At 41.6% G+C, this 22,874-nt stretch carries 28 protein-coding genes; 11 read left to right on the top strand and 17 right to left on the bottom strand.

What is annotated here, in order from left to right; translation table 11 throughout:
• Nucleotides 1-30: 30 nt before the first annotated feature.
• Complete coding sequence (locus tag M3180_RS00430; protein ID WP_251665252.1) at nt 31-339, bottom strand: Dabb family protein; 309 nt, start codon at nt 337-339, stop codon at nt 31-33.
• 580 nt (nt 340-919) lie between these two features.
• On the opposite strand from M3180_RS00430, the gene M3180_RS00425 reads away from it, so the two are divergent.
• On the top strand, nt 920-1,459 hold the full coding sequence (locus tag M3180_RS00425; RefSeq protein WP_251665251.1) for an NADPH-dependent FMN reductase: 540 nt from the start codon (nt 920-922) through the stop codon (nt 1,457-1,459).
• A 135-nt stretch (nt 1,460-1,594) separates the two neighbouring features.
• Here the strand turns inward: M3180_RS00425 and M3180_RS00420 are convergent, their stop codons facing one another.
• The 3 genes from M3180_RS00420 to M3180_RS00410 form a co-directional block, all read right to left on the bottom strand.
• Complete coding sequence (locus M3180_RS00420; protein WP_251665250.1) at nt 1,595-2,587, bottom strand: glycoside hydrolase family 43 protein; 993 nt, start codon at nt 2,585-2,587, stop codon at nt 1,595-1,597.
• Nucleotides 2,588-2,715: 128 nt separating this feature from the next.
• Nucleotides 2,716-3,087: a fluoride efflux transporter CrcB gene (gene crcB / locus M3180_RS00415; protein ID WP_251665249.1), complete on the bottom strand. Its 372-nt coding sequence runs from the start codon at nt 3,085-3,087 to the stop codon at nt 2,716-2,718.
• A complete protein-coding gene (locus M3180_RS00410) occupies nt 3,084-3,461 on the bottom strand; it encodes a fluoride efflux transporter FluC (protein ID WP_251665248.1) in 378 nt (125 codons plus the stop codon). The genes crcB and M3180_RS00410 overlap by 4 nt, the downstream gene beginning before the upstream one ends.
• A 276-nt stretch (nt 3,462-3,737) precedes the next feature.
• Here M3180_RS00410 and M3180_RS00405 point away from each other — a divergent pair, with 276 nt between their 5' ends.
• From M3180_RS00405 to M3180_RS22655, 4 genes are all read left to right on the top strand, one after another.
• On the top strand, nt 3,738-5,075 hold the full coding sequence (locus M3180_RS00405; RefSeq protein ID WP_251665247.1) for a cytochrome ubiquinol oxidase subunit I: 1,338 nt from the start codon (nt 3,738-3,740) through the stop codon (nt 5,073-5,075).
• 9 nt (nt 5,076-5,084) lie between these two features.
• Nucleotides 5,085-6,116 (top strand): cytochrome d ubiquinol oxidase subunit II, encoded by a 1,032-nt coding sequence (locus M3180_RS00400; protein WP_251665246.1) that lies wholly within the window; start codon nt 5,085-5,087, stop codon nt 6,114-6,116.
• Nucleotides 6,103-6,228: a cytochrome bd oxidase small subunit CydS family protein gene (cydS, locus tag M3180_RS22660; RefSeq protein ID WP_285855541.1), complete on the top strand. Its 126-nt coding sequence runs from the start codon at nt 6,103-6,105 to the stop codon at nt 6,226-6,228. The genes M3180_RS00400 and cydS overlap by 14 nt, the downstream gene beginning before the upstream one ends.
• A 151-nt stretch (nt 6,229-6,379) precedes the next feature.
• Nucleotides 6,380-6,511 carry a hypothetical protein gene (locus M3180_RS22655; RefSeq protein WP_285855540.1) on the top strand — a complete coding sequence of 44 codons (132 nt, stop codon included), beginning with the start codon at nt 6,380-6,382 and terminating at the stop codon, nt 6,509-6,511.
• A gap of 106 nt (nt 6,512-6,617) precedes the next feature.
• Here the strand turns inward: M3180_RS22655 and M3180_RS00395 are convergent, their stop codons facing one another.
• Nucleotides 6,618-7,712: a metallophosphoesterase gene (locus M3180_RS00395; protein WP_349774450.1), complete on the bottom strand. Its 1,095-nt coding sequence runs from the start codon at nt 7,710-7,712 to the stop codon at nt 6,618-6,620.
• A 58-nt stretch (nt 7,713-7,770) separates the two neighbouring features.
• Here M3180_RS00395 and M3180_RS00390 point away from each other — a divergent pair, with 58 nt between their 5' ends.
• Entirely contained in the window at nt 7,771-8,169 is a 399-nt protein-coding gene (locus tag M3180_RS00390) for a thiol-disulfide oxidoreductase DCC family protein (protein ID WP_251665245.1), read from the top strand.
• Here M3180_RS00390 and M3180_RS00385 read toward each other — a convergent pair.
• Nucleotides 8,166-9,086, bottom strand: coding sequence for a tyrosine-type recombinase/integrase (locus M3180_RS00385; protein WP_251665244.1), 921 nt, complete (start codon nt 9,084-9,086; stop codon nt 8,166-8,168). The genes M3180_RS00390 and M3180_RS00385 overlap by 4 nt on opposite strands.
• A 339-nt stretch (nt 9,087-9,425) precedes the next feature.
• Here M3180_RS00385 and M3180_RS00380 point away from each other — a divergent pair, with 339 nt between their 5' ends.
• Nucleotides 9,426-9,986: a maltose acetyltransferase domain-containing protein gene (locus M3180_RS00380; RefSeq protein WP_251665243.1), complete on the top strand. Its 561-nt coding sequence runs from the start codon at nt 9,426-9,428 to the stop codon at nt 9,984-9,986.
• Between the two features lie 412 nt (nt 9,987-10,398).
• Here M3180_RS00380 and M3180_RS00375 read toward each other — a convergent pair whose 3' ends face one another.
• The 6 genes from M3180_RS00375 to M3180_RS00350 all read right to left on the bottom strand — a co-directional run bounded on the left by M3180_RS00375 (nt 10,399) and on the right by M3180_RS00350 (nt 15,519).
• On the bottom strand, nt 10,399-11,310 hold the full coding sequence (locus M3180_RS00375; protein WP_251665242.1) for an alpha/beta hydrolase: 912 nt from the start codon (nt 11,308-11,310) through the stop codon (nt 10,399-10,401).
• 26 nt (nt 11,311-11,336) lie between these two features.
• A complete protein-coding gene (locus M3180_RS00370; RefSeq protein ID WP_251665241.1) occupies nt 11,337-12,056 on the bottom strand; it encodes a YebC/PmpR family DNA-binding transcriptional regulator in 720 nt (239 codons plus the stop codon).
• Nucleotides 12,057-12,458: 402 nt separating this feature from the next.
• Complete coding sequence (gene comI, locus M3180_RS00365; protein WP_227793437.1) at nt 12,459-12,554, bottom strand: competence inhibitor ComI; 96 nt, start codon at nt 12,552-12,554, stop codon at nt 12,459-12,461.
• A 185-nt stretch (nt 12,555-12,739) separates the two neighbouring features.
• Complete coding sequence (locus M3180_RS00360; RefSeq protein ID WP_251665240.1) at nt 12,740-13,378, bottom strand: NAD(P)H-binding protein; 639 nt, start codon at nt 13,376-13,378, stop codon at nt 12,740-12,742.
• A gap of 68 nt (nt 13,379-13,446) precedes the next feature.
• Nucleotides 13,447-13,794, bottom strand: a complete 348-nt coding sequence (locus tag M3180_RS00355) for a hypothetical protein (RefSeq protein WP_251665239.1) — start codon at nt 13,792-13,794, stop codon at nt 13,447-13,449.
• A gap of 168 nt (nt 13,795-13,962) precedes the next feature.
• Nucleotides 13,963-15,519, bottom strand: coding sequence for an ABC-F family ATP-binding cassette domain-containing protein (locus M3180_RS00350; RefSeq protein ID WP_251665238.1), 1,557 nt, complete (start codon nt 15,517-15,519; stop codon nt 13,963-13,965).
• A gap of 216 nt (nt 15,520-15,735) precedes the next feature.
• Here M3180_RS00350 and M3180_RS00345 point away from each other — a divergent pair, with 216 nt between their 5' ends.
• The gene (locus M3180_RS00345) at nt 15,736-16,023 is read left to right on the top strand and encodes a hypothetical protein (RefSeq protein ID WP_251665237.1); all 288 of its coding nucleotides are present in this window, start codon (nt 15,736-15,738) and stop codon (nt 16,021-16,023) included.
• A gap of 138 nt (nt 16,024-16,161) precedes the next feature.
• Here the strand turns inward: M3180_RS00345 and pyk are convergent, their stop codons facing one another.
• Nucleotides 16,162-17,580, bottom strand: coding sequence for a pyruvate kinase (pyk, locus tag M3180_RS00340; protein WP_251665236.1), 1,419 nt, complete (start codon nt 17,578-17,580; stop codon nt 16,162-16,164).
• A 127-nt stretch (nt 17,581-17,707) separates the two neighbouring features.
• Here pyk and M3180_RS00335 point away from each other — a divergent pair, with 127 nt between their 5' ends.
• Nucleotides 17,708-18,496 (top strand): helix-turn-helix transcriptional regulator, encoded by a 789-nt coding sequence (locus tag M3180_RS00335; protein ID WP_251665235.1) that lies wholly within the window; start codon nt 17,708-17,710, stop codon nt 18,494-18,496.
• A 372-nt stretch (nt 18,497-18,868) separates the two neighbouring features.
• Here the strand turns inward: M3180_RS00335 and M3180_RS00330 are convergent, their stop codons facing one another.
• Complete coding sequence (locus M3180_RS00330; protein ID WP_251665234.1) at nt 18,869-19,774, bottom strand: radical SAM/SPASM domain-containing protein; 906 nt, start codon at nt 19,772-19,774, stop codon at nt 18,869-18,871.
• Nucleotides 19,775-19,984: 210 nt separating this feature from the next.
• Here M3180_RS00330 and M3180_RS00325 point away from each other — a divergent pair, with 210 nt between their 5' ends.
• Together M3180_RS00325 and M3180_RS00320 are read left to right on the top strand one after the other, a co-directional pair.
• On the top strand, nt 19,985-20,356 hold the full coding sequence (locus M3180_RS00325; RefSeq protein ID WP_251665233.1) for a DMT family transporter: 372 nt from the start codon (nt 19,985-19,987) through the stop codon (nt 20,354-20,356).
• Nucleotides 20,357-20,671 (top strand): DMT family transporter, encoded by a 315-nt coding sequence (locus M3180_RS00320; RefSeq protein ID WP_251665232.1) that lies wholly within the window; start codon nt 20,357-20,359, stop codon nt 20,669-20,671.
• A gap of 107 nt (nt 20,672-20,778) precedes the next feature.
• On the opposite strand, the gene M3180_RS00315 is transcribed toward M3180_RS00320, so the two are convergent.
• The 3 genes from M3180_RS00315 to M3180_RS00305 are packed head-to-tail and all read right to left on the bottom strand — an operon-like array spanning nt 20,779 to nt 22,797.
• A complete protein-coding gene (locus tag M3180_RS00315) occupies nt 20,779-20,997 on the bottom strand; it encodes a cold-inducible protein YdjO-related protein (RefSeq protein ID WP_251665231.1) in 219 nt (72 codons plus the stop codon).
• A gap of 45 nt (nt 20,998-21,042) precedes the next feature.
• A complete protein-coding gene (locus tag M3180_RS00310) occupies nt 21,043-22,089 on the bottom strand; it encodes a lactonase family protein (RefSeq protein WP_251665230.1) in 1,047 nt (348 codons plus the stop codon).
• 18 nt (nt 22,090-22,107) lie between these two features.
• Nucleotides 22,108-22,797: a DsbA family oxidoreductase gene (locus tag M3180_RS00305; protein ID WP_251665229.1), complete on the bottom strand. Its 690-nt coding sequence runs from the start codon at nt 22,795-22,797 to the stop codon at nt 22,108-22,110.
• Nucleotides 22,798-22,874: the final 77 nt, after the last annotated feature.

Genomic DNA, 22,874 nt, shown 5'->3' with positions numbered 1-22,874 from the left:
TTAGCAAGCTTTCTTCTTATTGTTACTAAATTACTGCTGATAGTGCTTATAGTCAATTTCAAGAAAATCTACTACTTCCTTCTCCCAGCGATCCTTTACAAACGCAGTATGAACTGGATGCTCATTATAGGCATCATAAGCGGCTTGAGATTCAAATTCCATAGAGAATCCGTATTGGTAGTTATTTTTCAAACTTACCTGATGAAAAACTTGAAAGTTCTCTACTGTCGGAATTGAGCTAAGTAGTGCTTGTCCATCAGCTAGAAATTGGCGAGCTGCTGCTAAATCCTTCTCATGCTTAAGTGTAAAAATAACAGAGTGAATAATGGATGTATTCATTCGATTGCCTCACTTTTAATTAAATTTATTAATTTTACTATTGCTGCTTACAGGATGGGCATATATGTTCACTTGAGGATAATTTCGTAGAGCATTTAGTACAATATACAAATTCTTTGTTCACTGAATTGTTCAATGGGCTATTCACTGGACTGTTCACTGGATTCTGCTGATCATTCAAAATTTGCTGCATCATTTGCTTTAGATCCCGTACTTCTCTAGCTAGTTTTGATGACTCAACGGCACTTGATGTTATCCAATAAATAATCGTAACTAAAAAACATATGCCAATAAGCCACGTGCATAAATTAGGAATTATCTCTTGCACCTTTTCTTCCCCTTGTTCAATTAATGAAACGACAATGTAACCGTTAAACTGTTATATTTCACCATATTATTTTATATTATTTTCAGCTTAATTGTAACCCTCATAACCCGCAATAAAAATTGATGATCAGATTTATGGATACCATTAAATTAAGGTTTTCTCCCTTTGAATAACAGCATCTTGACCACAGCATACTAACGACGAGCAGTGCTCATTAAACAGATGAATTATATATGAGAAGTGGAGGATATTATGTCTGATCTAAAAATCGGGATCATATTAGGTAGTACACGCGAAGGAAGAGTAAGTCCTCAGGTCGGGGAATGGGTAAAATCTATTGCGGATAAACGTGGCGATGCACAATATGAGATTGTTGACATTAAAGATTACAATCTACCGCTATTAGGTGAAGCGGATGCTACCGAGCAAGCGGCTCGCTGGAATAACACGATTGCAGCACTAGATGGCTTTGTCTTTGTTACTCAGGAGTATAATCACAGTATAACCGGAGCATTGAAGAATGCGCTTGATTACGCCCGTGAGGCTTGGAATAACAAAGCGGCAGGCATCGTCAGCTATGGTTCGGTAGGTGGAGCACGTGCTGCCGAGCATTTACGTGGTATATTAGGTGAGCTGCTTGTTGCTGACGTTCGTGTGCACCCTGCTCTATCCCTATTCACCGATTTTGTAAATGGCTCTGAATTTAAACCTCAAGACCTACACCTCAATAATGTAAATGAGATGCTTGATCAGCTTATTCGCTGGAGTAAGGCGCTTAAGACGATACGTTGATGTTCTCCCTTTTGCTTTACGTTAAAACGTTACGTGTAATGTGATATAAATAAGGAAAAGCCTATCTGGCTATTCAAGACTCCTCTATAGAATCTTTAATAGCAGATAGGCTTATTTGTAGCTTACGCTATGCATTTATTTTTCTTCATCAGCGTAAGGATGAATTGTCACAATCGTTCCGTCTTCACGGTATTTCAGCTCAGTGAATTTAACGCTGCGCTTGTGATTCACACCGCCAGATAGAGAGCAGTCATGGTAGAACAAATACCATTTTCCTTTAAATTGTACGATAGATTGGTGTGTTGTCCAGCCAAGTACTGGCTCCAAAATTCTACCCTTGTATACGAATGGTCCAGTAGGAGATTTACTAATTGCGTATACTAGGTAATGTGTATCACCAGTAGAATAGCTCAGATAGTAGTAGCCATTATGCTTATGAACCCAAGGTGCTTCGAAGAATCGACGATCGTGATCGCCTGCTAGCAGTGGATTGCCGTCCTCATCAACGATGCTAATCTCTTGCGGTGCAGTCTTAAAGGTAAGCATATCATCCGTAAGCTCAGCAACCATTGGTCCAAGGGCTGGTCCATTTTCGTCTGGGTCTGGAGCATCGGCAACAAACTCACCAGTTTGCCATTTTTCAAGCTGTCCTCCCCATAATCCACCGAAATACATATAGGCGCGATTATCATCATCAACATATACTGCTGGGTCAATGGAGAAGCTTCCTTCGATGTAGTTGTCCTCAGGAACGAATGGTCCCTCCGGATTTTTACTTGTCGCTACACCAATACGGAAAATGCCTTCCTTATCACGTGCTGGGAAATAAAAATAGTACGTATCGTTTTTGAATGCAGCATCTGGAGCCCACATTTGCTTGCTTGCCCATTTTACGTCACGAACATGCAAAGCTTGTCCATGGTCTACGACAGGCGCATCGATATCGTCCATCGATAGAACATGGTAATCCTCCATTTTATATTGATCCCCGTTATCATTACTTTCACCATCATGATCCAAGTCATGGGATGGATAAATGTAGATTTTGTCGTTAAATACATGTGCTGAAGGATCTGCAGTATAGATATGAGTAACTAAAGGCTCATTTTGTTTAGCTTTGTTTGACATATCGCTCTCTCCTCTATGTTTTAATTGGTTTTATGATTAATGTACACGCGTTCATTATTGCGCAAAATGATAGCGTTGTCAATACATATTTATTAAATCATACATAAAAAGCCTGAATCCCTCAGGCTTTAACAAAAATAACCAATGATAGCTATACCTATTGCTGCAAAAGCTGTACCAAGGATGACTGTTGCCAGCATATATGCTGCAGCAGCAGTCCATCTTTTCCTTTCCACAAGCTGGACTAATTCATAGCTAAAAGTCGAAAACGTTGTAAATGCACCGAAAAATCCTACGCCTATCCATTGCCAAGCAAGCTCACTAATTAGCTGATGCTCATATAAGCTCCAAAGCACGCCTAACAAAGCAGAGCCAGTAACATTAATGACTAAAGTAGCATAAGGAAAGCTCTTTACGTGATTCCATATCGTAAGCTGACTAATATAGAACCGCAGGCATGCTCCAAGCGAGCCCATCATAACCGCACCTAGTATAATCATCCATTTTCGCCCCTAACCCTTCTACCGATCCACACACCTAATAGAGCAGCAAGTAGCCCGCCTAGCAAACTTGCGATAATTACAAATCCAGCCAAGCCCCATTCATCTGCCTCAAGCAGCTTTACGACATCTAAGCTAAACGTAGACATCGTTGTAAACCCGCCCAGCAAGCCCGTACCTAGCGTCAATCTTATGCGGCGAGTTCGTTCTTCATGTGCAGGCATGAGTGTAAAAAGTATGGCAAGCAGTAGGCTTCCCACTATATTAATCCATACCGTATGCAGCCCGTGTGCAAGCGGGAAAAGTGTGTTTACCTCCACGCGCAGCAATGTTCCAGCTGCGCCTCCTAATGCTACCCAACGATAGCTGCCCATCCTATCCCCTCTTTCATATGCTTGTTCTACTATATTAACAAAAACGAAGTCGCAGTCATATGTTTTCATTCTTCATTATGAATAGTTCTGCGCTCGATTGGCATCATAAATATGAATGATTTACTAAGGAGTTTTTTGCCAATGAAAAAATCAGTAAAGAAAAAGGACAATATCATCGAACGACAGGAACGTCGTTTAATTATGACTTGCTTCGTCGTTGGCATCATCATGCTTGCTGCATTGCTTCACAAAATGTTTTAAGGAGTGTTGGAAACGGTGACCTTGCTTTATACCTATGATCCTGTTCTATTCAGTAGATGGTTAACGTCGTTAACCTTAGGGTTTCATATTATATTCGCTACGATAGGTGTAGGGGTCCCACTCTATATTGGTCTAGCTGAATGGATAGGGATTAGAAAAAATGACTTTCATTACATATTATTAGCGCGAAGATGGTCCCGGGGCTATGTGATAACTGTTGCTGTTGGCGTCGTTACGGGTACAGCGATTGGCTTACAGCTGAGCTTGCTATGGCCCAGCTTTATGCAGGTTGCTGGACAATCCATTGCACTTCCACTCTTTATGGAAACCTTTGCGTTCTTTTTTGAGGCTATATTTTTAGGTATCTATTTATATACCTGGGATCGTTTCAAAAATCGAAAAACTCATCTGCTATTGCTTATTCCTGTTGTAATCGGTTCAGGTGCTTCGGCAATATTCATCACGATCGTTAATTCGTTCATGAACTATCCTGTTGGATTTACCTATGAAAATAACATGATTACAGATGTCAATCCTATTCAAGCGATGATGAGCCCTGCTGTTCCAACGAAAATTTCGCATGTGCTTACGACTGCATATCTAACGTGCGGGTTAGTGCTGGCTGCTATTGCTGCCTTTGCCTATGCTCGCGGGCAACGGGAAACCTATCATCGTAAGGCTTTAAAATTTACGATGATCTGCTCCTTTGTCTTTATGGTTGCTACGGTCATCATCGGTGATCTATCAGGTAAATACTTAGCGGTCTATCAACCAGAGAAGCTAGCGGCTACAGAGTGGCACTTCGAAACGTCGACGCATGCGCCCCTTATATTAGGTGGTGTGCTGCAGGAGGATAATACCGTCAAATACGGTCTTGAAATCCCATATGGCCTAAGTATATTAGCTTTCAGCAACCCTTCTGCCGAGGTGGTAGGACTAGATCAATTCCCAGAGGAGCATTGGGCACCACTATGGGTCCACTATATTTTTGATATGAAAATGGGATTAGTAGCGATGATGGTACTGATTACTTTGCTGTTCATGATAGAGCTTATCCGTAAGAAAGGGAACATTTATCGTGGCTGGCTGCTTGCACTCGTCGTTGCCGCAGCACCTATTGCCATGCTCACGATTGAGCATGGTTGGATCTTTTCAGAGGTTGGTCGTCAGCCTTGGGTGGTGCGCGGCATCATGACTACGACAGAGGGTGCAACGAGGTCAGAGCATGTAGATACGATGCTTTTAATGTTTTTCCTGCTATATACAGTACTCGCTATATCGTCTATTCGAGTGTTAACGAGAATGTTTAAGAGAAACAAGGTTGCAGACGAACTAGCGTTATATGAGAAATAGAGGTGAATTATGAATTTTGAGCTGCTAGGTATCACTGTGCTTTGGACCTTTCTATTCGGATATTTAATTGTAGGCTCCATTGATTTCGGCGCCGGCTTCTTTATGTACTACAGTACGATAAGCGGTACGAGACATATCATTCACAATATGATTGAACGCTATCTTTCCCCTGTCTGGGAAGTGACGAACGTTTTTCTCGTTTTTTTCTTTGTCGGGATCATCGGATTTTTTCCTGACATCGGTTATTATCTAGGGACTGCGCTATTAATTCCAGGCAGCATTGCTATTGTTTTACTTGCAATTCGTGGCTCGTATTATGCGTTTACCTTTTATGGTAAAGCCAATAACCGACTATATAACCTGCTTTATGGCGCAACGGGCCTGCTCATCCCTGCATCTCTCTCGACCGTTCTAACGATATCAGAGGGCGGTTACATTCAAGTGAATGATAATGGAAAGGTTATATTTCTCGCTAAGGAGCTCTTTACAAGCCAATACTCTTGGAGTGTTGTCGTGCTCGCTCTCGTTAGCGTGCTTTATATTTCCGCGATGTTTCTGAGCTATTATGCCTTCAAGGCATCGGATAAAGCCGCCTATCGAGTGGTGCGGAACTATGCTTTAATCTGGAGCTTACCGACATTGCTGGCAAGTTTGTTTGTTTTCTTTTCCATCTATAATCACAATCGGGAGCATTTTAATAATTTGCTTGAGATATGGTGGGTTTTCTTGCTCTCAATCCTCTGTTTTCTGATTGCGATTTACTTGCTATATTCGAATCAGAGGCTAGGTTGGTCGTTTGTATTTGTTATTCTTCAATTTGCATTCGCATTTTATGGCTATGGAGCAGGACATTTGCCTTACGTTCTCTATCCTTACGTAAGCATTTACGACAATTTCACAAACCCAAATATGGCGCTAGCGCTCGTTGTGGCGTTTATATTGGGTCTCGCATTGTTGGTGCCTTCGTTATATCTCCTATTAAAGCTGTTTCTATTCAACAGTGATTATGTGAAAGGAAAGCATGGATATGAGCCTCGATGAATTTTTAGTGCTTGTGTGTCCCCCGATCGTTCTCGCGATCGCGATTAGTTTTCTTGTTGTATGGGGCTCGATGGGCAATACAGATGAGAAGAAGGATCCAAGAAACAATTAGCTTAACACGAAAAAGCCAGCATTTTGCCTCATTTATCAGCTTACGAATAAGCATAAAATTAGGCGTGCTGGCTTTTCTTGTGTAGCAATGTTACAGCTGCATGTACAGCTATTAGTTGGACTGCATCCATAAAAGTGAGGCAACCAATGGAATGATAACAATGATAATAACGGCTGCTACCGCTGCGGTAAGTAGCCATTTTTTGCTGCGGGAACTCATGGACTTCGGCTTCGTAACTCCACAGCTTGGGCATGCTATTGCATTGGCTGCGATAGGTGTATGACAAGCTTTACACTGCATGTTTAACATACCTTTCCTAAGTGATGAAATGCCTTTTGAGGTTAGTTAATGACATTAATTAATTTCATTATTGAAATGCATTACAAAAATCAATTATTAAAATTGATATGGATCTGTACAATTTCCGATTGCGTTCCAATTCGAATCGGCGGTCCCCAGAAGCCATAGCCAGAACTAACAATTGTATGAAGCTGACCTTTTTTCAGATAGCCCCAATCATTTTCAAATAATCGATTTGTAATTAGATTTCCTGGCATGACTTGACCTCTATGCGTATGACCAGATACAACAAGATCAACACCAGCCTGCTCAGCTTCATCGTATTCGTATGGCTGGTGATCGAGTAGAATGATCGGCAGAGATTGATCAAGCTGAGATGTTAATTGCTCCGTTGCAAGACGTTCCCCTTCAGAATAATCCTTTCGACCAATAAGAGCAAGTCCTCCTTCGATCGTAACTGTCTCATCATACAGTATTTCGATATTAGCCGTTTCGATGGCAGTGATTAACTCTGATAACTCGCCACGGAATTTATCGTGGTTCCCAAGTGAACCATACACGCCCAGCCTAGCCTCTAGCCCACTTAATATGTTAAAAATTTGTTTTTTCTCGACGATCTCAAGATCATCGTCAATGATGTCACCAGGAATAATGATGAGATCAGGCTCCAACTCATTTACTTCCTTAACGAGTCTTTCTGCATGCTTTTTACCAGATAAGTATCCAAAATGCGTATCGGAGAACATGACGACGTTTAAGTCCTCAGGATAAGACTTGTCGATATCGATCGTATACGTATTCACCTTAGGTGTATAGGCCATATAGCTACCGTAAGCTAATGCAGCAACTAGTACAACGAATGCTATGCGAGCTGCAGCTACCCGTGTTTTCTCCCGATGTAATGACGTTAATCGCAGAATTAGCATGATAAGATGAACCAGTGGTAAGATCATTAAAGATAAACTAAATAGTGCTAACCAGTAGTTTCCGATAACGGCTAATAGCGTGCTGCCACTGCCAAATCTAGCTAAAATAAAGGATACAGAAAGGAATAACATGATTATGCTGTAGGCTATGAGAAACCATCGTTTGCCCTTAATTCCTATTCCGCGATAACCGCTCCATGCCACATAAAACACTAATCCCGCATAAATGAGGAGTGTCACAATTAGTATGAAAATCACTTGTAGTTTGACATCCTTTCTATTATAGTAATAAAAAAAGTAATAAAGGGGTGATCGCATGAACACACATACCATACTGCTATACGATGGGGAATGCTCTTTCTGCAATGGTACGGTTCAATGGATTATTGCTCGAGATCCACATACGAACATTCGCTTTGCCTCACAGCAAGGTGAGCTCGGTCAAGCGCTTCGCGATAAGCACCAGCTTCCAGTCGAGCTTGACTCGCTTGTACTAATCGATCACGGTAAAGCCTATGTATACTCTGATGCCGCGATCCGTCTTACAAAATATTTACATCGAGCTTGGCCGCTTGCTCAGGTACTGTATATCATCCCTGGCTTCATTCGTAATGCTGTCTATCGATATATTGCTAAGCGTCGCTATCAATGGTTTGGCAAAGCGAAAGCATGCATGCTCCCCACTCCTGAGATAAGAGCCCGATACTTAGATTAGCGGACGTTTATTTCGGTTTGTAGATCAGGCATACGAATCGATGCTACAGCATGCTTCTTCTCTTCATCGTGAATATGGGTATAGATCATCGTCGTATCAATGGAGCTGTGCCCCATTAGTTCTTTTACGACTCGAATATCCACTTGGTTTCGTAACATTAACGTAGCGAAGGAATGGCGAAGCTTATGGCAGGACAATTGTAGTCCTTGTAATTCAGCATGTTCAGCTTTTAGCTGCTTAAACATTTCCGATATAATTTTTTGTATTTGGCGGATAGAAAGCCTTCTTCCCTTTTGAGAGATAAAAAATGCTTCGTCCTGCGGGCGGTAAGGCTGAATTCTTTGCTGTACCACACGCTTCATATATTGATTAACCTCGGGTGCTAACGGAATTTCATTCCACTTCCTCCCTTTTCCAAGCACGGTAATCGTTGCTTTCTCCTCATCATAGTTGCTTATATTTAGACGATGCACCTCTCCTACCCGCAATCCACAGTATGCCATTAATAACAGTAGTGCAATGTTACGCTCTTGGTATTTCCCTTCTATATAATTGATCGTTAATGCAAGCAACTCTTGCTCCAAATAAATCGGTTTACGATTTCGTTCTGTTTTGGATTTTTTTACTTCTTGCGCTGGATTGGTTACAGCCAGCTCAAAGTCAATAAGTGCTTTAAAAAAGCTTCGCAGTGCTGCAAGGCTTCGATTTCTAGCACGGTCAGATAGCTGCTCCTTCTCCTGAACAAGGTAGCTAACAATCGTTAGCTTTTTGACATGCTTAAGCTCAGTACCATCTAAATAAGCTAAAAAATTCCGAACCTCTCTTACATATTCCTTTTTTGTTGTATCTGCATAGCCGGCCTGCTTCATCCAAAGCTGAAATACGTTAACCGGCTCTTCATAGCGCTCTTCTATCATCAGGTTTCCATCCCCTTACAATTTATGTATTATTCAACTGAGAAAGTAGCCAATAAGAGCTCGACCCTGTCCAATAAAATCGCTTAAAATCAAAAGTGCGCAAAACATAGATTTTGTGCACTTTATTATAGCAGTTTTGGGCCGCATAAGCTAATCACACAAATCATTAATCTCGTACGCCTCAACTGTTAATTTCAACTCTATTGACTTGTATCCGTTAAAGAGATCTATAATCACTGATGCTTATACTGGTTAACATGCCCCCACTTTTACTTGAATTGTTAAGGTCAAACCTGTATCGTTGTATATATACGAACTTATACTGAAAGAAGGCTTACGATGAAAACAGAAAAACAAAAGATGATTGCAGGCGAATTGTACCTTGCTGGAGATCCCGAGCTTCGTGCAGATCGTTTGCGTGCTAGAAAACTAGTTAGAGAATTTAATGAGTCGCAGGATGACCAGATTGAGAAGCGCACTTCCATTCTTAAGCAATTACTCGGCTCAACGGGAAACAATCTATATATGGAGCCGAATATTCGGTTTGACTACGGCTATAATACTTACGTTGGGGAAAATTTCTTTGCAAACTTCGATTGCACCATCTTAGATGTTTCTGAAGTAAGATTCGGAGATAACTGCATGCTAGGCCCTAGTGTACATATATACACAGCTACCCACCCCCTCCATCCAACCGAGCGTAATTCTGGTGTGGAGTTTGCTAAACCAATAACCATTGGCAATAATGTTTGGATCGGCGGTCATGTTACAATTAATCCAGGGGTAACGATTGGTGACAACGTGGTGATTGCTTCAGGTGCAGTCGTAACGAAGAACGTACCGGACAATGTTGTCGTAGGCGGAAATCCTGCTAGAATTATTAAGGAAATTGAATTGTAAGATCAAGGATCATCAGAACGTTATAAATGTTATGAACGTTACGAGATGTGATATATAGTGCAAGTGAGAAAGCGGTAGTCTGGGTCAATTATGTCCTGGACTACCGTTTTTTATATTCACTGGCCTTCTCCTCTTCGTTACCTAGCTTCTTTTTTATGGATTGAATCATTAAGAACATAATTTAATACTTATTTTTACTGACACCTACAACTAATATTTTTTACAGCAAAAGTCGATTATCCATTTAAACAATAAATTAATCTTTTAATCCATATTAGTTTACATAATTATTTTTATGAATACTATTATAAAAAATCCGCCTTTCGATTGACATCCTTGTCGCAGAATGATCGTCGTGGCGGATTTAACTTGTTGTCTCATCTTTAAAATGAATTTTTAGAATGAGTTAGCTTCATTTTACTGTAAAATGCAACTGCAGCCAATGATGCGCCAGCTCAACCCATTGCGAAGCCGCTGCATTCATTTGTCCTGCATGCGTAGAAGTCGTAGCATCAGCTAGAGACAAGCCGTGTCCGCCCTTCTCGAATACATGCAGCTCGTGCGGTATACGATGCTTGCACAGCTCCAAGGCAAAGGTCAATGAATGTGCAGACAAGACGAGATCATCTTCTGATGTATGCCACAGGAAGGTTGGCGGTGTATGCGGTCCTACAAAATGCGATGGAGTAAGCTGCTTTAGCTCCTCTGCCGTCGCTTGTTTTTCACCAAACATTGCTTTATTAATTTCATTATACAGACCAGTAAATTTTTCTTTATCTTGCTCTGTCATCCATTCCATAGCTAGCTGATTGTCAATTAACGCATAACCAAGAATTAGTGCATTCGGCTTCACTGCTTCTGGTTGAACATCAAGCTTTTCGGCTACATCCGCTCTATTCCAGTGTACACCGATGCTTGCTGCTAGATGTCCTCCTGCTGAGAAGCCAGCAACAGCAATTTGGTCTTCTGCGATATTCCATTCCGCCGCCCTGCTACGAATCGTGGCAATTGCTTTTGCCGCATCGTATAGTGGCTGTGGAAATTTGACGTGTGGATTCGGATTGCTCTGCTGCTCTGCTGTAAGAGGAGCCGCTCCGTAGTACGTATTATAATGCAACACAAATGTACGGTAGCCAAGCGATGCAAATCTTAATGCAATGGGCTCTGCTTCACGATCAGAAGTATATAGATAGCCCCCACCTGGCAATACCAATAAAGCTGGCTTAGGACTTGCTTGTCCTTCCTGCGCAACCTCGTATGGGATGTAAGCCGTTAACGTTACTTGTGGGAATTCCTCCCACAGCTGAATCGTTTCGATATGCATGCCGAACCTCCGTTTTCTCTTGTTAATTAATCTTCTAGATTAACGTTATGGTATACCTGCTGCACGTCCTCAAGATCCTCCAGCGCATCAATCAGTTTTTCAAACTGTGCTTGAGCTTCAGGAGATAGATCTACCTCATTGTTTGGCAGCATCGTAATTTCTGCTACATTAAATTCAGTAACACCTGCTGCTTGGAAGGCTTCCTGTACAGCCTGAAAATACTCTGGATCAGCGTAAACAATAATGTCCTCATCCTCAACAAGGATATCGCGAACATCAACATCAGCTTCTATTAGAAGCTCCATCACTTCATCTTCGGTTTTTCCAGATATCCCGATAACAGCCGTCTGTGTAAACATATACGATACAGAACCGCTCACGCCCATACTGCCGCCATTTTTATTAAATGCAGAACGTACCTCTGGCGCAGTACGATTGACGTTATTCGTTAACGCGTCAACAATAACCATTGATCCGTTGGGACCAAAGCCTTCATAGCGCAGCTCAGAGTAGATCTCATCCGCACTGCCTTTCGCTTTTTCTAGCGCACGATCGATTATCGCTTTTGGCACGTTATATGTTTTCGCACGCTCAAGAACGACCTTTAGCGCACGATTTGATTCAGGATCAGGCTCACCTTTTTTTGCTGCTACATAAATTTCAATTCCGAATTTCGCATAGACACGGCTTGTATTTGCATCTTTCGACGCTTTTTTTTCTTTGATATTATTCCATTTACGGCCCATCTTGCTCCCACTTTCTTCATAAAATGTACAATACCATTATAGCGTATTTAGTAATAAAAACACAGCTAAACCGATTTAAAACATAAAAATTTGAATTGAATTTGCATTAAATGAACAATGTAAAACACTTGCACGATTCGACTTTATTAGCTAATATTTAAGTTGTCACCTTTAACCAAATCACTCATTTAATATACTTAGTTTACATAATTAATATTACGTATATTCATGTATAATTTTTACTGATTTGAACCTTTGCTAATCTACTCGTATATGGTAATATATACATAATAAAGACCAAGTGCTGGAACACTTGGTCAGTACAATTGGCTTGGATGGATGTTCCCATTTAAGTCATAAATGGTTTAAACCCACCGTCGGCTGTCAATCTTCGGGTGGGTTTTACTTTTTCTTGTTGTTGTTATTAATGTATGTTAAAAGTGCAAGAATGAACGATCCAAAAAGAAACATAATCGTTAACGCATCCTTCACTTCCATGGCCTCACCCCCTTTCGAAGGGAAACCATACCCACCCAAGATTCAATTGTAGCTCTATTTTACCTTCAATCTTCTTAATATACAATATTTACCTACAGTAATTTAAGTATCAGATAGCAATACAGGTTAAGTGCAATGTTAAGCACTGAAGTCTTGCTGAGCTTGCGAATAGAGCTGCTCATTCCTCAATGTGATATAAAAGGAGCTCTATGTACATATGTTCTTGCGTTGATTTGGCTAACAATAAAGGCTGCGATATCTTGATTCGTAATCTTAGTACCTGGCATATCGATTAAGCTTTCCTTAATCCTCTTAGACTGTAAGCTGTCTATCACAAAGGGTAGTCTGATCAATGTCCAGTCGATTTGCTTATTAGCTAACATAATGTCCCACTCTAGCAGCTTATCTGTAATTAATTTAGGGAAGAAGAGCTTAAACAAGCTTGCTCCAATTCTATTTATTACATTCTTCTTATCTCCATTAATCGTTAAAGAGGCACCTGAAACTCCGATATAACGACTAATGTTAAGCTCGTTCATCACACGAAATAAATCCGCCGTTACCTTGCTATAAATCGGATCTTCTTTTGCTGGTTGCCCAAATGTATTGATAACTATATCACAGCCTTCTAGAAGTGTTCGTAACGTATTAAGCTCTTGAACTTGTCCTTCAATTACTTTGATCTGTTCGTCGTGATACGTCAATCGATTACGATCCCTAACAAGCATCCGAACCTGATAGCCTTCTCGTACTGCATGCGCCGCAACATAACGCCCTACCCTGCCAGTTCCACCGATGATCGCTATCTTATAACGCCTGTCCATTATACACCTCCTAAATATATACATATAGTACGTTTTGCTCATATCAACGTTTCCTTTTTTTACTAATGCTAATTTCTAAGTTGGCGTCCAATAACTGTTTCGCTTACGACATCAACATAGATATCTATTGGTCCAACAATCTCATCCTTACTAGTCTGAATCTCTACCTTGTAAATTTTCGCGTCAGTGGATAAGTCCTTCGTATCTATATAACTAGGAACCCTTTCAACAGAAATGGGAGTGACAATTTCCCTTTTCCACGGCAACACAGTTGACCTCTCGTCTGTGGTAAGAGCTTCTTCAGCAATTCTTTTGGCAATTGTAAATTCAATTAATTGATCTTCATTTATAGTAGAGCATCCCACGAACAGCATTGCGAGGATCATGATGATGGCCATCATATTTAATGTTCTCATGACAGTTTCTCCTCCCTTTTGAAGGATAGACGAAACTTTGACGGGAATGTTGCAGAACATAGGTGAATTAACCTGCATGACTCCATTCAAGCAACGACAATAGAGTATAGAAGATATGAGAACATAAAAAAGAGACGGACTAAGGTCCGTCTCTCTTAATAAATCTAATTAAAATACTTTCGTTGTCCAGGATTCGCAGTTCCAAATCTCGGTAACAACCTCTTTATAAAACTCAGGCTCATGCGAAATCAACAGAATAGAGCCCTTGTAAGCTTTTAACGCACGCTTCAGCTCTTCCTTCGCATCAACATCCAGATGGTTCGTTGGCTCATCGAGCACGAGAACATTGGATTCGTGGTTAATGATTTTACATAGACGAACCTTTGCTTTTTCTCCACCGCTCAGTACTTGAATTTTACTTTCGATATGCTTCGTCGTTAAGCCGCATTTGGCTAGTGCAGCACGTACCTCGAACTGTGTATAGGACGGGAATTCCTTCCATATCTCCTCAATACAAGTGTTATAGTTATCTTCACGTGCTTCCTGTTCGAAGTATCCAATCTCTAAGCTCTCTCCGCGCTCGACCTCTCCATCAACAGCAGGAATGATGCCGAGTAAGGATTTGAGTAGTGTCGACTTACCGATACCGTTAGCACCGACAAGTGCAATTTTTTGTCCGCGTTCCATGCGGAGGTCAAGCGGACGGGACAAAGGCTCACCATAACCGATAACAAGCTGCTTTGTTTCGAAGATGAGACGGCCAGACGTGCGGCCTTCTTTAAAATTAAATTGCGGCTTTGGTTTTTCCTTCGCCAGCTCGATGACTTCCATCTTATCGAGCTTTTTCTGACGTGACATCGCCATATTACGTGTTGCAACGCTCGCTTTGTTACGCGCAACAAAGTCCTTAAGATCAGCAATTTCTTGCTGCTGTCGTTTATAAGCAGACTCAAGCTGCTGCTTTTTCATCTCGTAAACCTGCATAAAATGATCGTAGTCGCCAACATATCGCTCAAGCTTTTGATTTTCCATATGATAGATCAAATTAATGACGCTATTTAAGAACGGAATATCATGAGAGATCAATATAAATGCATTTTCGTATTCCTGCAAGTAACGCTTTAGCCATTCGATATGCTGCTCATCCAAATAGTTCGTCGGCTCATCCAGTAGCAGAATATCCGGCTTTTCTAGCAATAGCTTCCCAAGCAATACTTTCGTACGTTGACCACCACTTAGATCATGTACATCTTTGTCGAGACCGATGTCGGTAAGCCCTAAGCCACGAGCTGTCTCATCGATTTTTGCATCAATTAGGTAAAAATCCTGATTCGTCAATGTATCCTGAATGTTGCCTACTTCCTCCAGCAGTTTTTCTAGCTCCTCTGGAGATACATCGCCCATTTTAAGATACATATCGTTCATTTCCTGCTCCATATCGAACAGATATTGGAATGCTCCCTTAAGCACATCACGAATGGTCATTCCTTTCTGCAGCGCGGCATGCTGATCCAAATACCCAACACGCATCCGACGTGACCATTCAACCTTTCCATCGTCTGGCTGCAGCTTGCCTGTAATAATATTCATAAATGTGGATTTACCTTCACCATTGGCACCGATTAATCCGATATGCTCGCCCTTTAGCAAGCGAAAAGAAACATCATTAAAAATTGCACGATCGCCGAAGCCATGGCTCAGACGTTCTACGTTTAATATACTCATGTAAGCACCCTATTCTTTGTTCATTTCTCGCTATATTATAATCGGAAATCCGCTCTATACTCAACCGTTTCCTATAAAAACATACAAAGTCTATCACTCTTTCACAGGTTTTGTCGATAAGTATATGCAATCCGCCATACATAAAGTGACAAACAAAAATGTAGCGATTTGTTACCATTACGTTATTCCGAAATTTTTCTTTGAGGTGACTAACTGATGGAACTTAGCTTAATTATGAATGAACATTTTGAAAACGAAACGATTTGCTTTGATGGCTTTGCCTTCAAAAACTGTATCTTCTCGAACTGCGTCATATTAATAACTTGTATGGATTTTGAATTTGTCAATTGCTCCTTCTTTGGTTCGACACTACATATCGAACCATCGTTACCGATATTTGAAATATCGCATCAGCTGTCTCAATCGATCTATGATGAATCGACACAATGCTATCGCAATGAATTTCAATATCCAAATCCAGAATTTCCGTTATTAAAGGCTTGACGTTTCGATGTAATGGTTCCTATTAAAGCCAGTGTGCGATCGATGCACGCTGGCTTTATGCTTTTCAATAGATGCCTATTACAATTAGCAAATGAAAAAGCCTGCTAGGCGTACCTAACAGGCTCTAACTCGTTACATCTACTCAACCTGATGAATTTTAATAAGATTTGTTGCACCAGCGCGACCGCTTGGAATTCCCGCAGAGATCACAACGAAGTCACCAGCTTCAACATAGTTTGCTCGAACACTGTTACGAATCGCAGAGTTGAACATATCATCTGTTGTTGTTACATATTCGCCTTTTACAGGGAATACGCCACGAACAAGTGATAGACGACGCAAAGTTTTTTCGTTTGGAGTGATCGCAATAATTGGTGCCTTTGGACGATACTTAGAAACCATACGTGCTGTAAAGCCGCTTTCTGTTGGTGTAAGAATCGCTTTCGCACCAATTTGCAGTGAACTGTTTACAACTGCTTGTGAGATTACTTCAGTAACGGAGCTAGATTTTGTATTCATATGCTTGTTGAAGCTATCCGAGTAATCGATTGTAGATTCTGTACGCTCAGCAATCATCGCCATCATTTTAACTGATTCTAGCGGATATTTACCTGCAGCAGATTCGCCAGAAAGCATAATCGCGTCAGCGCCTTGTAGCACCGCGTTTGCAACGTCACTAACCTCTGCACGCGTTGGACGAGGATTAACTTGCATAGAATCAAGCATTTGAGTTGCTACGATAACTGGCTTACCAGCTTTATTACATTTCTCAATCATTACCTTCTGAATCATTGGTACATCCTCTGCTGGAATTTCCACACCGAGGTCACCACGAGCTACCATGATTCCGTCAGAAGCCTCGATAATCGCATCTAGATTATCGACACCTTCTTGGTTTTCGATTTTAGAAATAATTTGAATATGAGAAACTCCTTGATCTTCAAGGATTTGACGAACTTCTAGAACATCCTCGGCTTTACGTACGAAGGACATAGCAATCATATCAATTCCTTCTTCGATACCGAAGTTAATGTGAACGATATCGCGTTCAGTTACTCCCGGTAAAGTCGTACGAATACCTGGCAAATTGACACCTTTGCGAGGTTTTAATGCACCGCCGTTCATAACCTCACAATGCATATCAGAGCCTTGCACTTCCTTCACATGTAACTCAATTAGACCATCATCAATAAGAATAACATCACCAGCATTAATAACACTTGTCATATCCGGATAGTTGACACTTACACGCTTACCGTTACCAGTGATTTGCTCTGTAGTAAGTGTGAATGTATCGCCAGTTTTTAGCTCGTAGCTTGATTCCTCAAGCGTACCGATACGGATTTCAGGACCTTTAATATCCATCATCGTTGCAACAATTTTACCAGCTTCCTCTGCAGCTTCACGAACAAGCTTAATGCGTGCGCTATGATCAGCTAGCTCGCCATGCGCCATGTTCAAGCGTGCAACGTTCATGCCTGCCAGCATCATTTCCTTAAGAATCGAAATTGAATTACTTGATGGACCCATTGTACATACAATTTTAGTGTGGCTCATTTTTGATCTCCTTCTGACATTAAAACTTCTTTTTGGTTGTTATGATGTCTCCATTTTAGCCCTTTTTATACTTCTAGTACATGAAATATAGTATAATGGATGAACTATAGTGTACCGAGGTGACATTATGCTCGAAAATTTGACATTAACACATACGGAAGGATCTAACCGATCATCTTCCATTGAACATAGCAGCGCGGAGTATCATTTTTACATCATTACCTACGGTAGTTGTATCTTTCATACCTCTGATGTCACGATGACGGCTGAAAAAGGTCAATTTGTGCTCGCACCAGCTAATTGCTCCTATGAGGAGCGTTCAACGCAAACAGGACTACATCAAAAGTACAGCTTCTCCTTCACATGCAGCCAGGAGCTTCTACAAGTGCTGCCGCTATTACAGAAAAACAATTGGCTCATTCTATCGACGGGCTTGTATGATCGCAGCATAGAGCGCCTGCGCCCTCTGTGGAAGGAGCTACAGGAGGAACAGCCTTACGCAGCACTACGAATTGGTGCTTACTTGCTTGATACACTTGTCCTTTGGCAGCGCGAGCTAGATCGCGGGGAGCTGGCACCTGCATCACTCATTCATATTGAACGTATGAAGCAGTACATACAATCTCATTATCGTCAGAGGATTACGAAGGATGTACTTGCCGACTATATAAGACGTAGTCCAAGCTATACCGCTTCCCTATTTAAGAAAGGAACGGGTCAGACGATTAGCGAGTATGTCCATGCAGTACGGATGAAAACAGCGATGTATATGCTGTCCGCTTCCCTATTATCGATTACAGAGATTTCGGAGTATTTGGGCTATGCCGATGTATCGTATTTCCAACGTCTGTTCAAGCGTACGTTCGGCAATCCACCAAGTCACTACATGCAAGAACGAAGCGGCTCAAGCTCCTGAATACCGCATAACAAGCGGTCAAATAGCTTTAAACAAAAATAGTTAACCACATTAAGGATACTAGTAATTAATGTGGTTAACTATTTATTTTGTCATCAAAGTCGTGCTATTATACCTCCCCCTTCCAATGAAGGTTTAATAGCTCGGCTTTCATCGCTCCGCTCAAGTCCCCCTATCGCTCGAACCTTCCTACGGAAGGAGGGTCGCTTATATTGGGACTTGTGCTCCGCTGGGTGCTATTACTAGAAACGAGGAGCGCAGCGTACGTATTTGGTACGTGAGCACCGGAGTTTTCGGTAGCGTTCAAGATTCGCCGTCGACTAGACTACAACGCCCTATATCGTCATCAAAGTCGGACGTTTTAAGCCACATCTACGCTTCCTTCTTGGAGGTTTTGCCAAACCGCTGCCTATACCCACACTTCCGGCACAACTCCTCCACCGCTCTTCTACGTGAAAAACCATCATAAATCGCTGTTGCACGTTCACCTGCGATAATGTCGGAGAAGCTTTGCTCATTTACATTGCCAAGCTTGAGTATGCCTTCTCCATCCAAGCAGCAAGGGATGACCGTTCCGTCTATCAATACGCCTGCCTGATTACGCAGCGCATGACAGAAGCCTACCCCATCGTCCTCTTCCTCATCAAGTGCCGGCCAGCGGAACTGTGGATCCTGGTTAATATAGACACGATCGGCAATTTTCATACCTGAGCCTGTCCCAGGTATATACACCTCTTGGATTTCGTAATCAAGCTCAAATGCTCGCTCAATCATCTCAAGCAGCTCACGATTGCGTCTCGTTTTAACATTCTCTTCGTTATCCTCAGATAAATTCCATAAACGAAATGACGTAATCATATCGGTTGTTGCTCGAGCTTCATTTACAAATTCCAAGATGTCAGCTAAATATTGCTTTAGGTCACGACTGCCCGGATCGCCATCGAAGCTATGCAATGAAAAATTCATTTGGCGTAGCGCAGGCTTGCCAAGCAGCTTTTCTCTATTTTTCCGAATGAGCGTCCCATTCGTCGTAATATTGACCTTGAAGCCCTTGTCGTGTGCAATATCAAGCAGCTGATCCAGCTTCGGATGGAGCAACGGCTCTCCCTTTACGTGAAAATAGATATAGTTCGTATATGGTTTTATTTCATCCAATGTATGTGAAAATTGCTCGATAGATAGAAATCCCTTTGCACGCTCTGTTGGAGGACAAAAATAGCAAGATAAATTACAAATGCTTGTTGTTTCAATATAAAATTTCTTAAATCTTCTATTCATTTCTTCTTACGCCTCTTCATCTATTAGTATAACCTCATCATATCACACTATGCTAAGCAAGCACATCAATACTAGCGATGGACTATTGCTTCACCCTCATACCTGCGCTATAATCCTTCTTATTCAATAAAAGCTTAAGCTATCACATTTCAATAAAAGCTTAAGCTACTTCTGTTATTATTCTAGTTATGTTGGAAGGTAGGATTCACAATGAAGCACAATAAGTACTGGCTAATCGTCGTTATTGCCGGTTTGTTCGAGGTTGTTTGGGTTTCTGGCTTAAAATACTCCACTACCCCACTTCAATGGATCGGTACAATTCTCGCAATTATTTTAAGCTTCTATCTCTTTATTTTAACAACTTATAAGCTACCGACAAGCACGGCATACTCCGTATTTGTAGGTTTAGGTGCTGCTGGTACAGTAATCGTTGAAATGCTGATATTCAATGAGCCCGTACATTGGGGTAAAATCGGATTGCTTGCAGCACTATTAGCAGCTGTAATAGGCTTAAAGCTTGCTGAGCATGGTTCAGATGACGGTTCGCAACAAGAATCGCGCGCAGCGAAGGAGGATGCTTAGATGAGCTGGTTGTTTGTCATTGTAGCAGGTTTATTTGAGATGCTGGGTGTAATAGGCATTAACAAGCTAAACGAGAAAATATCGTTCAAAAATATAGCGATAACCGTGATCGGATTCGGCTTAAGCTTTTTATTTCTAACGCTATCTTTAGAGGAGCTGCCAATGGGTACTGCCTATGCGATCTGGACAGGCATTGGCGCTGCTGGAAGTGCACTTATAGGGATTATCTTCTATAAAGAGTCTAAAAATGCAGCTCGTTTGTTCTGTATTGCAGTCATTATCGCTTCTGTAATCGGTCTTAAGCTATTAAGCTAGCAATAACACGTTTATCTACACGTTATCTATTTTCGCTATATACTAAAACTAAATGAGCTACACAAAAAAAGCAGCAGTTCTCTCGCGGAACTGCTGCTTTTTTGTATTTAAATATCAAATTCACTTTTTGGCTTTTTAGGCTGACGCGGAACTTTATTCTGCACCGATGGCAAATGGCGCATGCTTCGAAGCATAGGGCCTTTGCAAATTGGACAGGTTTGGTCGGGCTGCGCAAATTCTTCACGAACCCACGCTTTACATTCAGCATTTTTACATTTCAAAATTTTGGTAGGTTTTAGATCTGTTGATGTATTAGTAGTAGTCACGCTTAAATGTTCCCCTTACGTACGTTAGTGTCTTTTTTTAGAATGTTATTGAACAGGAATAAGACAAACTGGCTTAGTCGAGAATGCTTCTTTACCTATGGACTGTAGTTGACCTGTCTCAGCATCCCGCTCCAACACAACTATATTGTTGTTATCACGATTTGCCACTAGCAGATGTCGACCGGATGGCGTCAGAGTAAAGTGTCGAGGATGTCCTCCGCCGGATGAAATATGCTGAATAACGGATAGCTCCCCCTGCTCATTTACGGCGTAAACGACAATGCTATCATGACCACGATTCGATCCATACACATAACGTCCATCTGCCGAAATTTGAATCTCTGCTGTGCCATTTTCACCGGTGTATCCCTCTGGCAATGTTGAGATATGCTGAAGCTCTGTCAAAGCTCCCGTTGCAGCATCATAGCTAAAACCAGTAACTGTAGAATTCAGCTCATTGATGACATAAGCGATGGGCTTTGTCGGGTGAAATGTTAAATGACGCGGGCCTGAGCCAGCTGGCAGATCAGCCTCACCCTGCTTGATCAGCTTAGACTGCTCACGGTCTAGTGCGTAGATCATCAGCTTGTCTAATCCAAGATCCTGAACATACAAGTACTTGCCATCTGGACTAAAGAAGCTTGAATGTGGATGTGGACGATCCTGCTGAGGCTTTACGCTACGACCTTCATGCTGGGCAATATCTGCAACCTGACCAAGCGATCCATCCTCGTTCAGTTTAATAAGGCCAACCATTCCACCATGATAGCTTGTAACGATTAAGTAATTATTATGCTCATCTCGTTGAATATGACAGGTTGTACCAGCTACGGACGGCTGAAGCTTTACAAGCTCGAAGCCTTCTTCACTGTAACGTAGATGTGCGATTGCCCCTGATTTCCCGCCATCGTCATTGACTTGCTCACATATCGCATAAACACTATTTTGGGCAGGATTAACATTTAGAAATGTCGGATTTTTTAGTCCTGAATAACCGGCTAATTTCTCAAGCTGTCCGTTTGTTTCATCGAATTTGAATAGTTCTACACCTTGTTCTGTCTCTTCTGCATAAGAACCAACAAATAATAACATGCTTATCACTCTCCCCTATTAAACTTTACATCCATCAGGACCGCAGCTATCATCACCATCAGCTTCAACATGCTGTAAGCCACTTGAACGCTCAGACCATGCCTTGTTCAACGTATCTACAAATACAGATACAGGCTGAGCGCCGCTAATGGCATATTTGCGATCGACTACAAAAAACGGCACGCCTCGAACACCTAGCTGCTGTGCTTCAAATTCATCCGCTCTAACCTGAGCTTTATATTTCTGTTCATCCTCTAGCACCTCTGTCACTTGAAGCTGGACAGATTCAGCTATGGATATAAGCACCTGGCGATCGGATAGGTCCTTGTTTTCAGTAAAGTATGCATAAAACAGCGCCTCAACAAGCTCCTTGGACTTTCCAACGGTTTCAGCGTAATGCACGATTCGATGGGCATCCAGTGAATTAATGGTCATCATATGTTCAAAGTTGAACGTTAAGCCAGCTTCCTTGGCACGACTTGCCACACCACTCGTCATTTCCTTGGCTTGCTGCACGGAGGTTCCGTATTTCTCAGCTAATGATTCAATTGTAGGGCGCTTTTGTGATTCATTTGGATCAAGCTCGAAGCTTTTATATTGAGTCACAATCTGCTCGCGATGCGGAAATTGCTCAAGTGCACGCTCATAATATGTTTTACCTATGTAACAGAAAGGACAAGCAAAATCAGACCATATTTCTACCTTCAACGTAATATCCCCCTCATCCTAAGCCAATGTAGCGCTATTGTTCAACGATTGCTCGTTTCTTGCTAAGTCTCAATTAT

This window comes from Paenibacillus camelliae (assembly GCF_023715345.1).
GTDB lineage: Bacteria > Bacillota > Bacilli > Paenibacillales > Paenibacillaceae > Pristimantibacillus > Pristimantibacillus camelliae.
The sequence above is the reverse complement of the archived record's forward strand: the minus strand, read 5'-3'. Positions and strand labels throughout refer to the sequence as shown.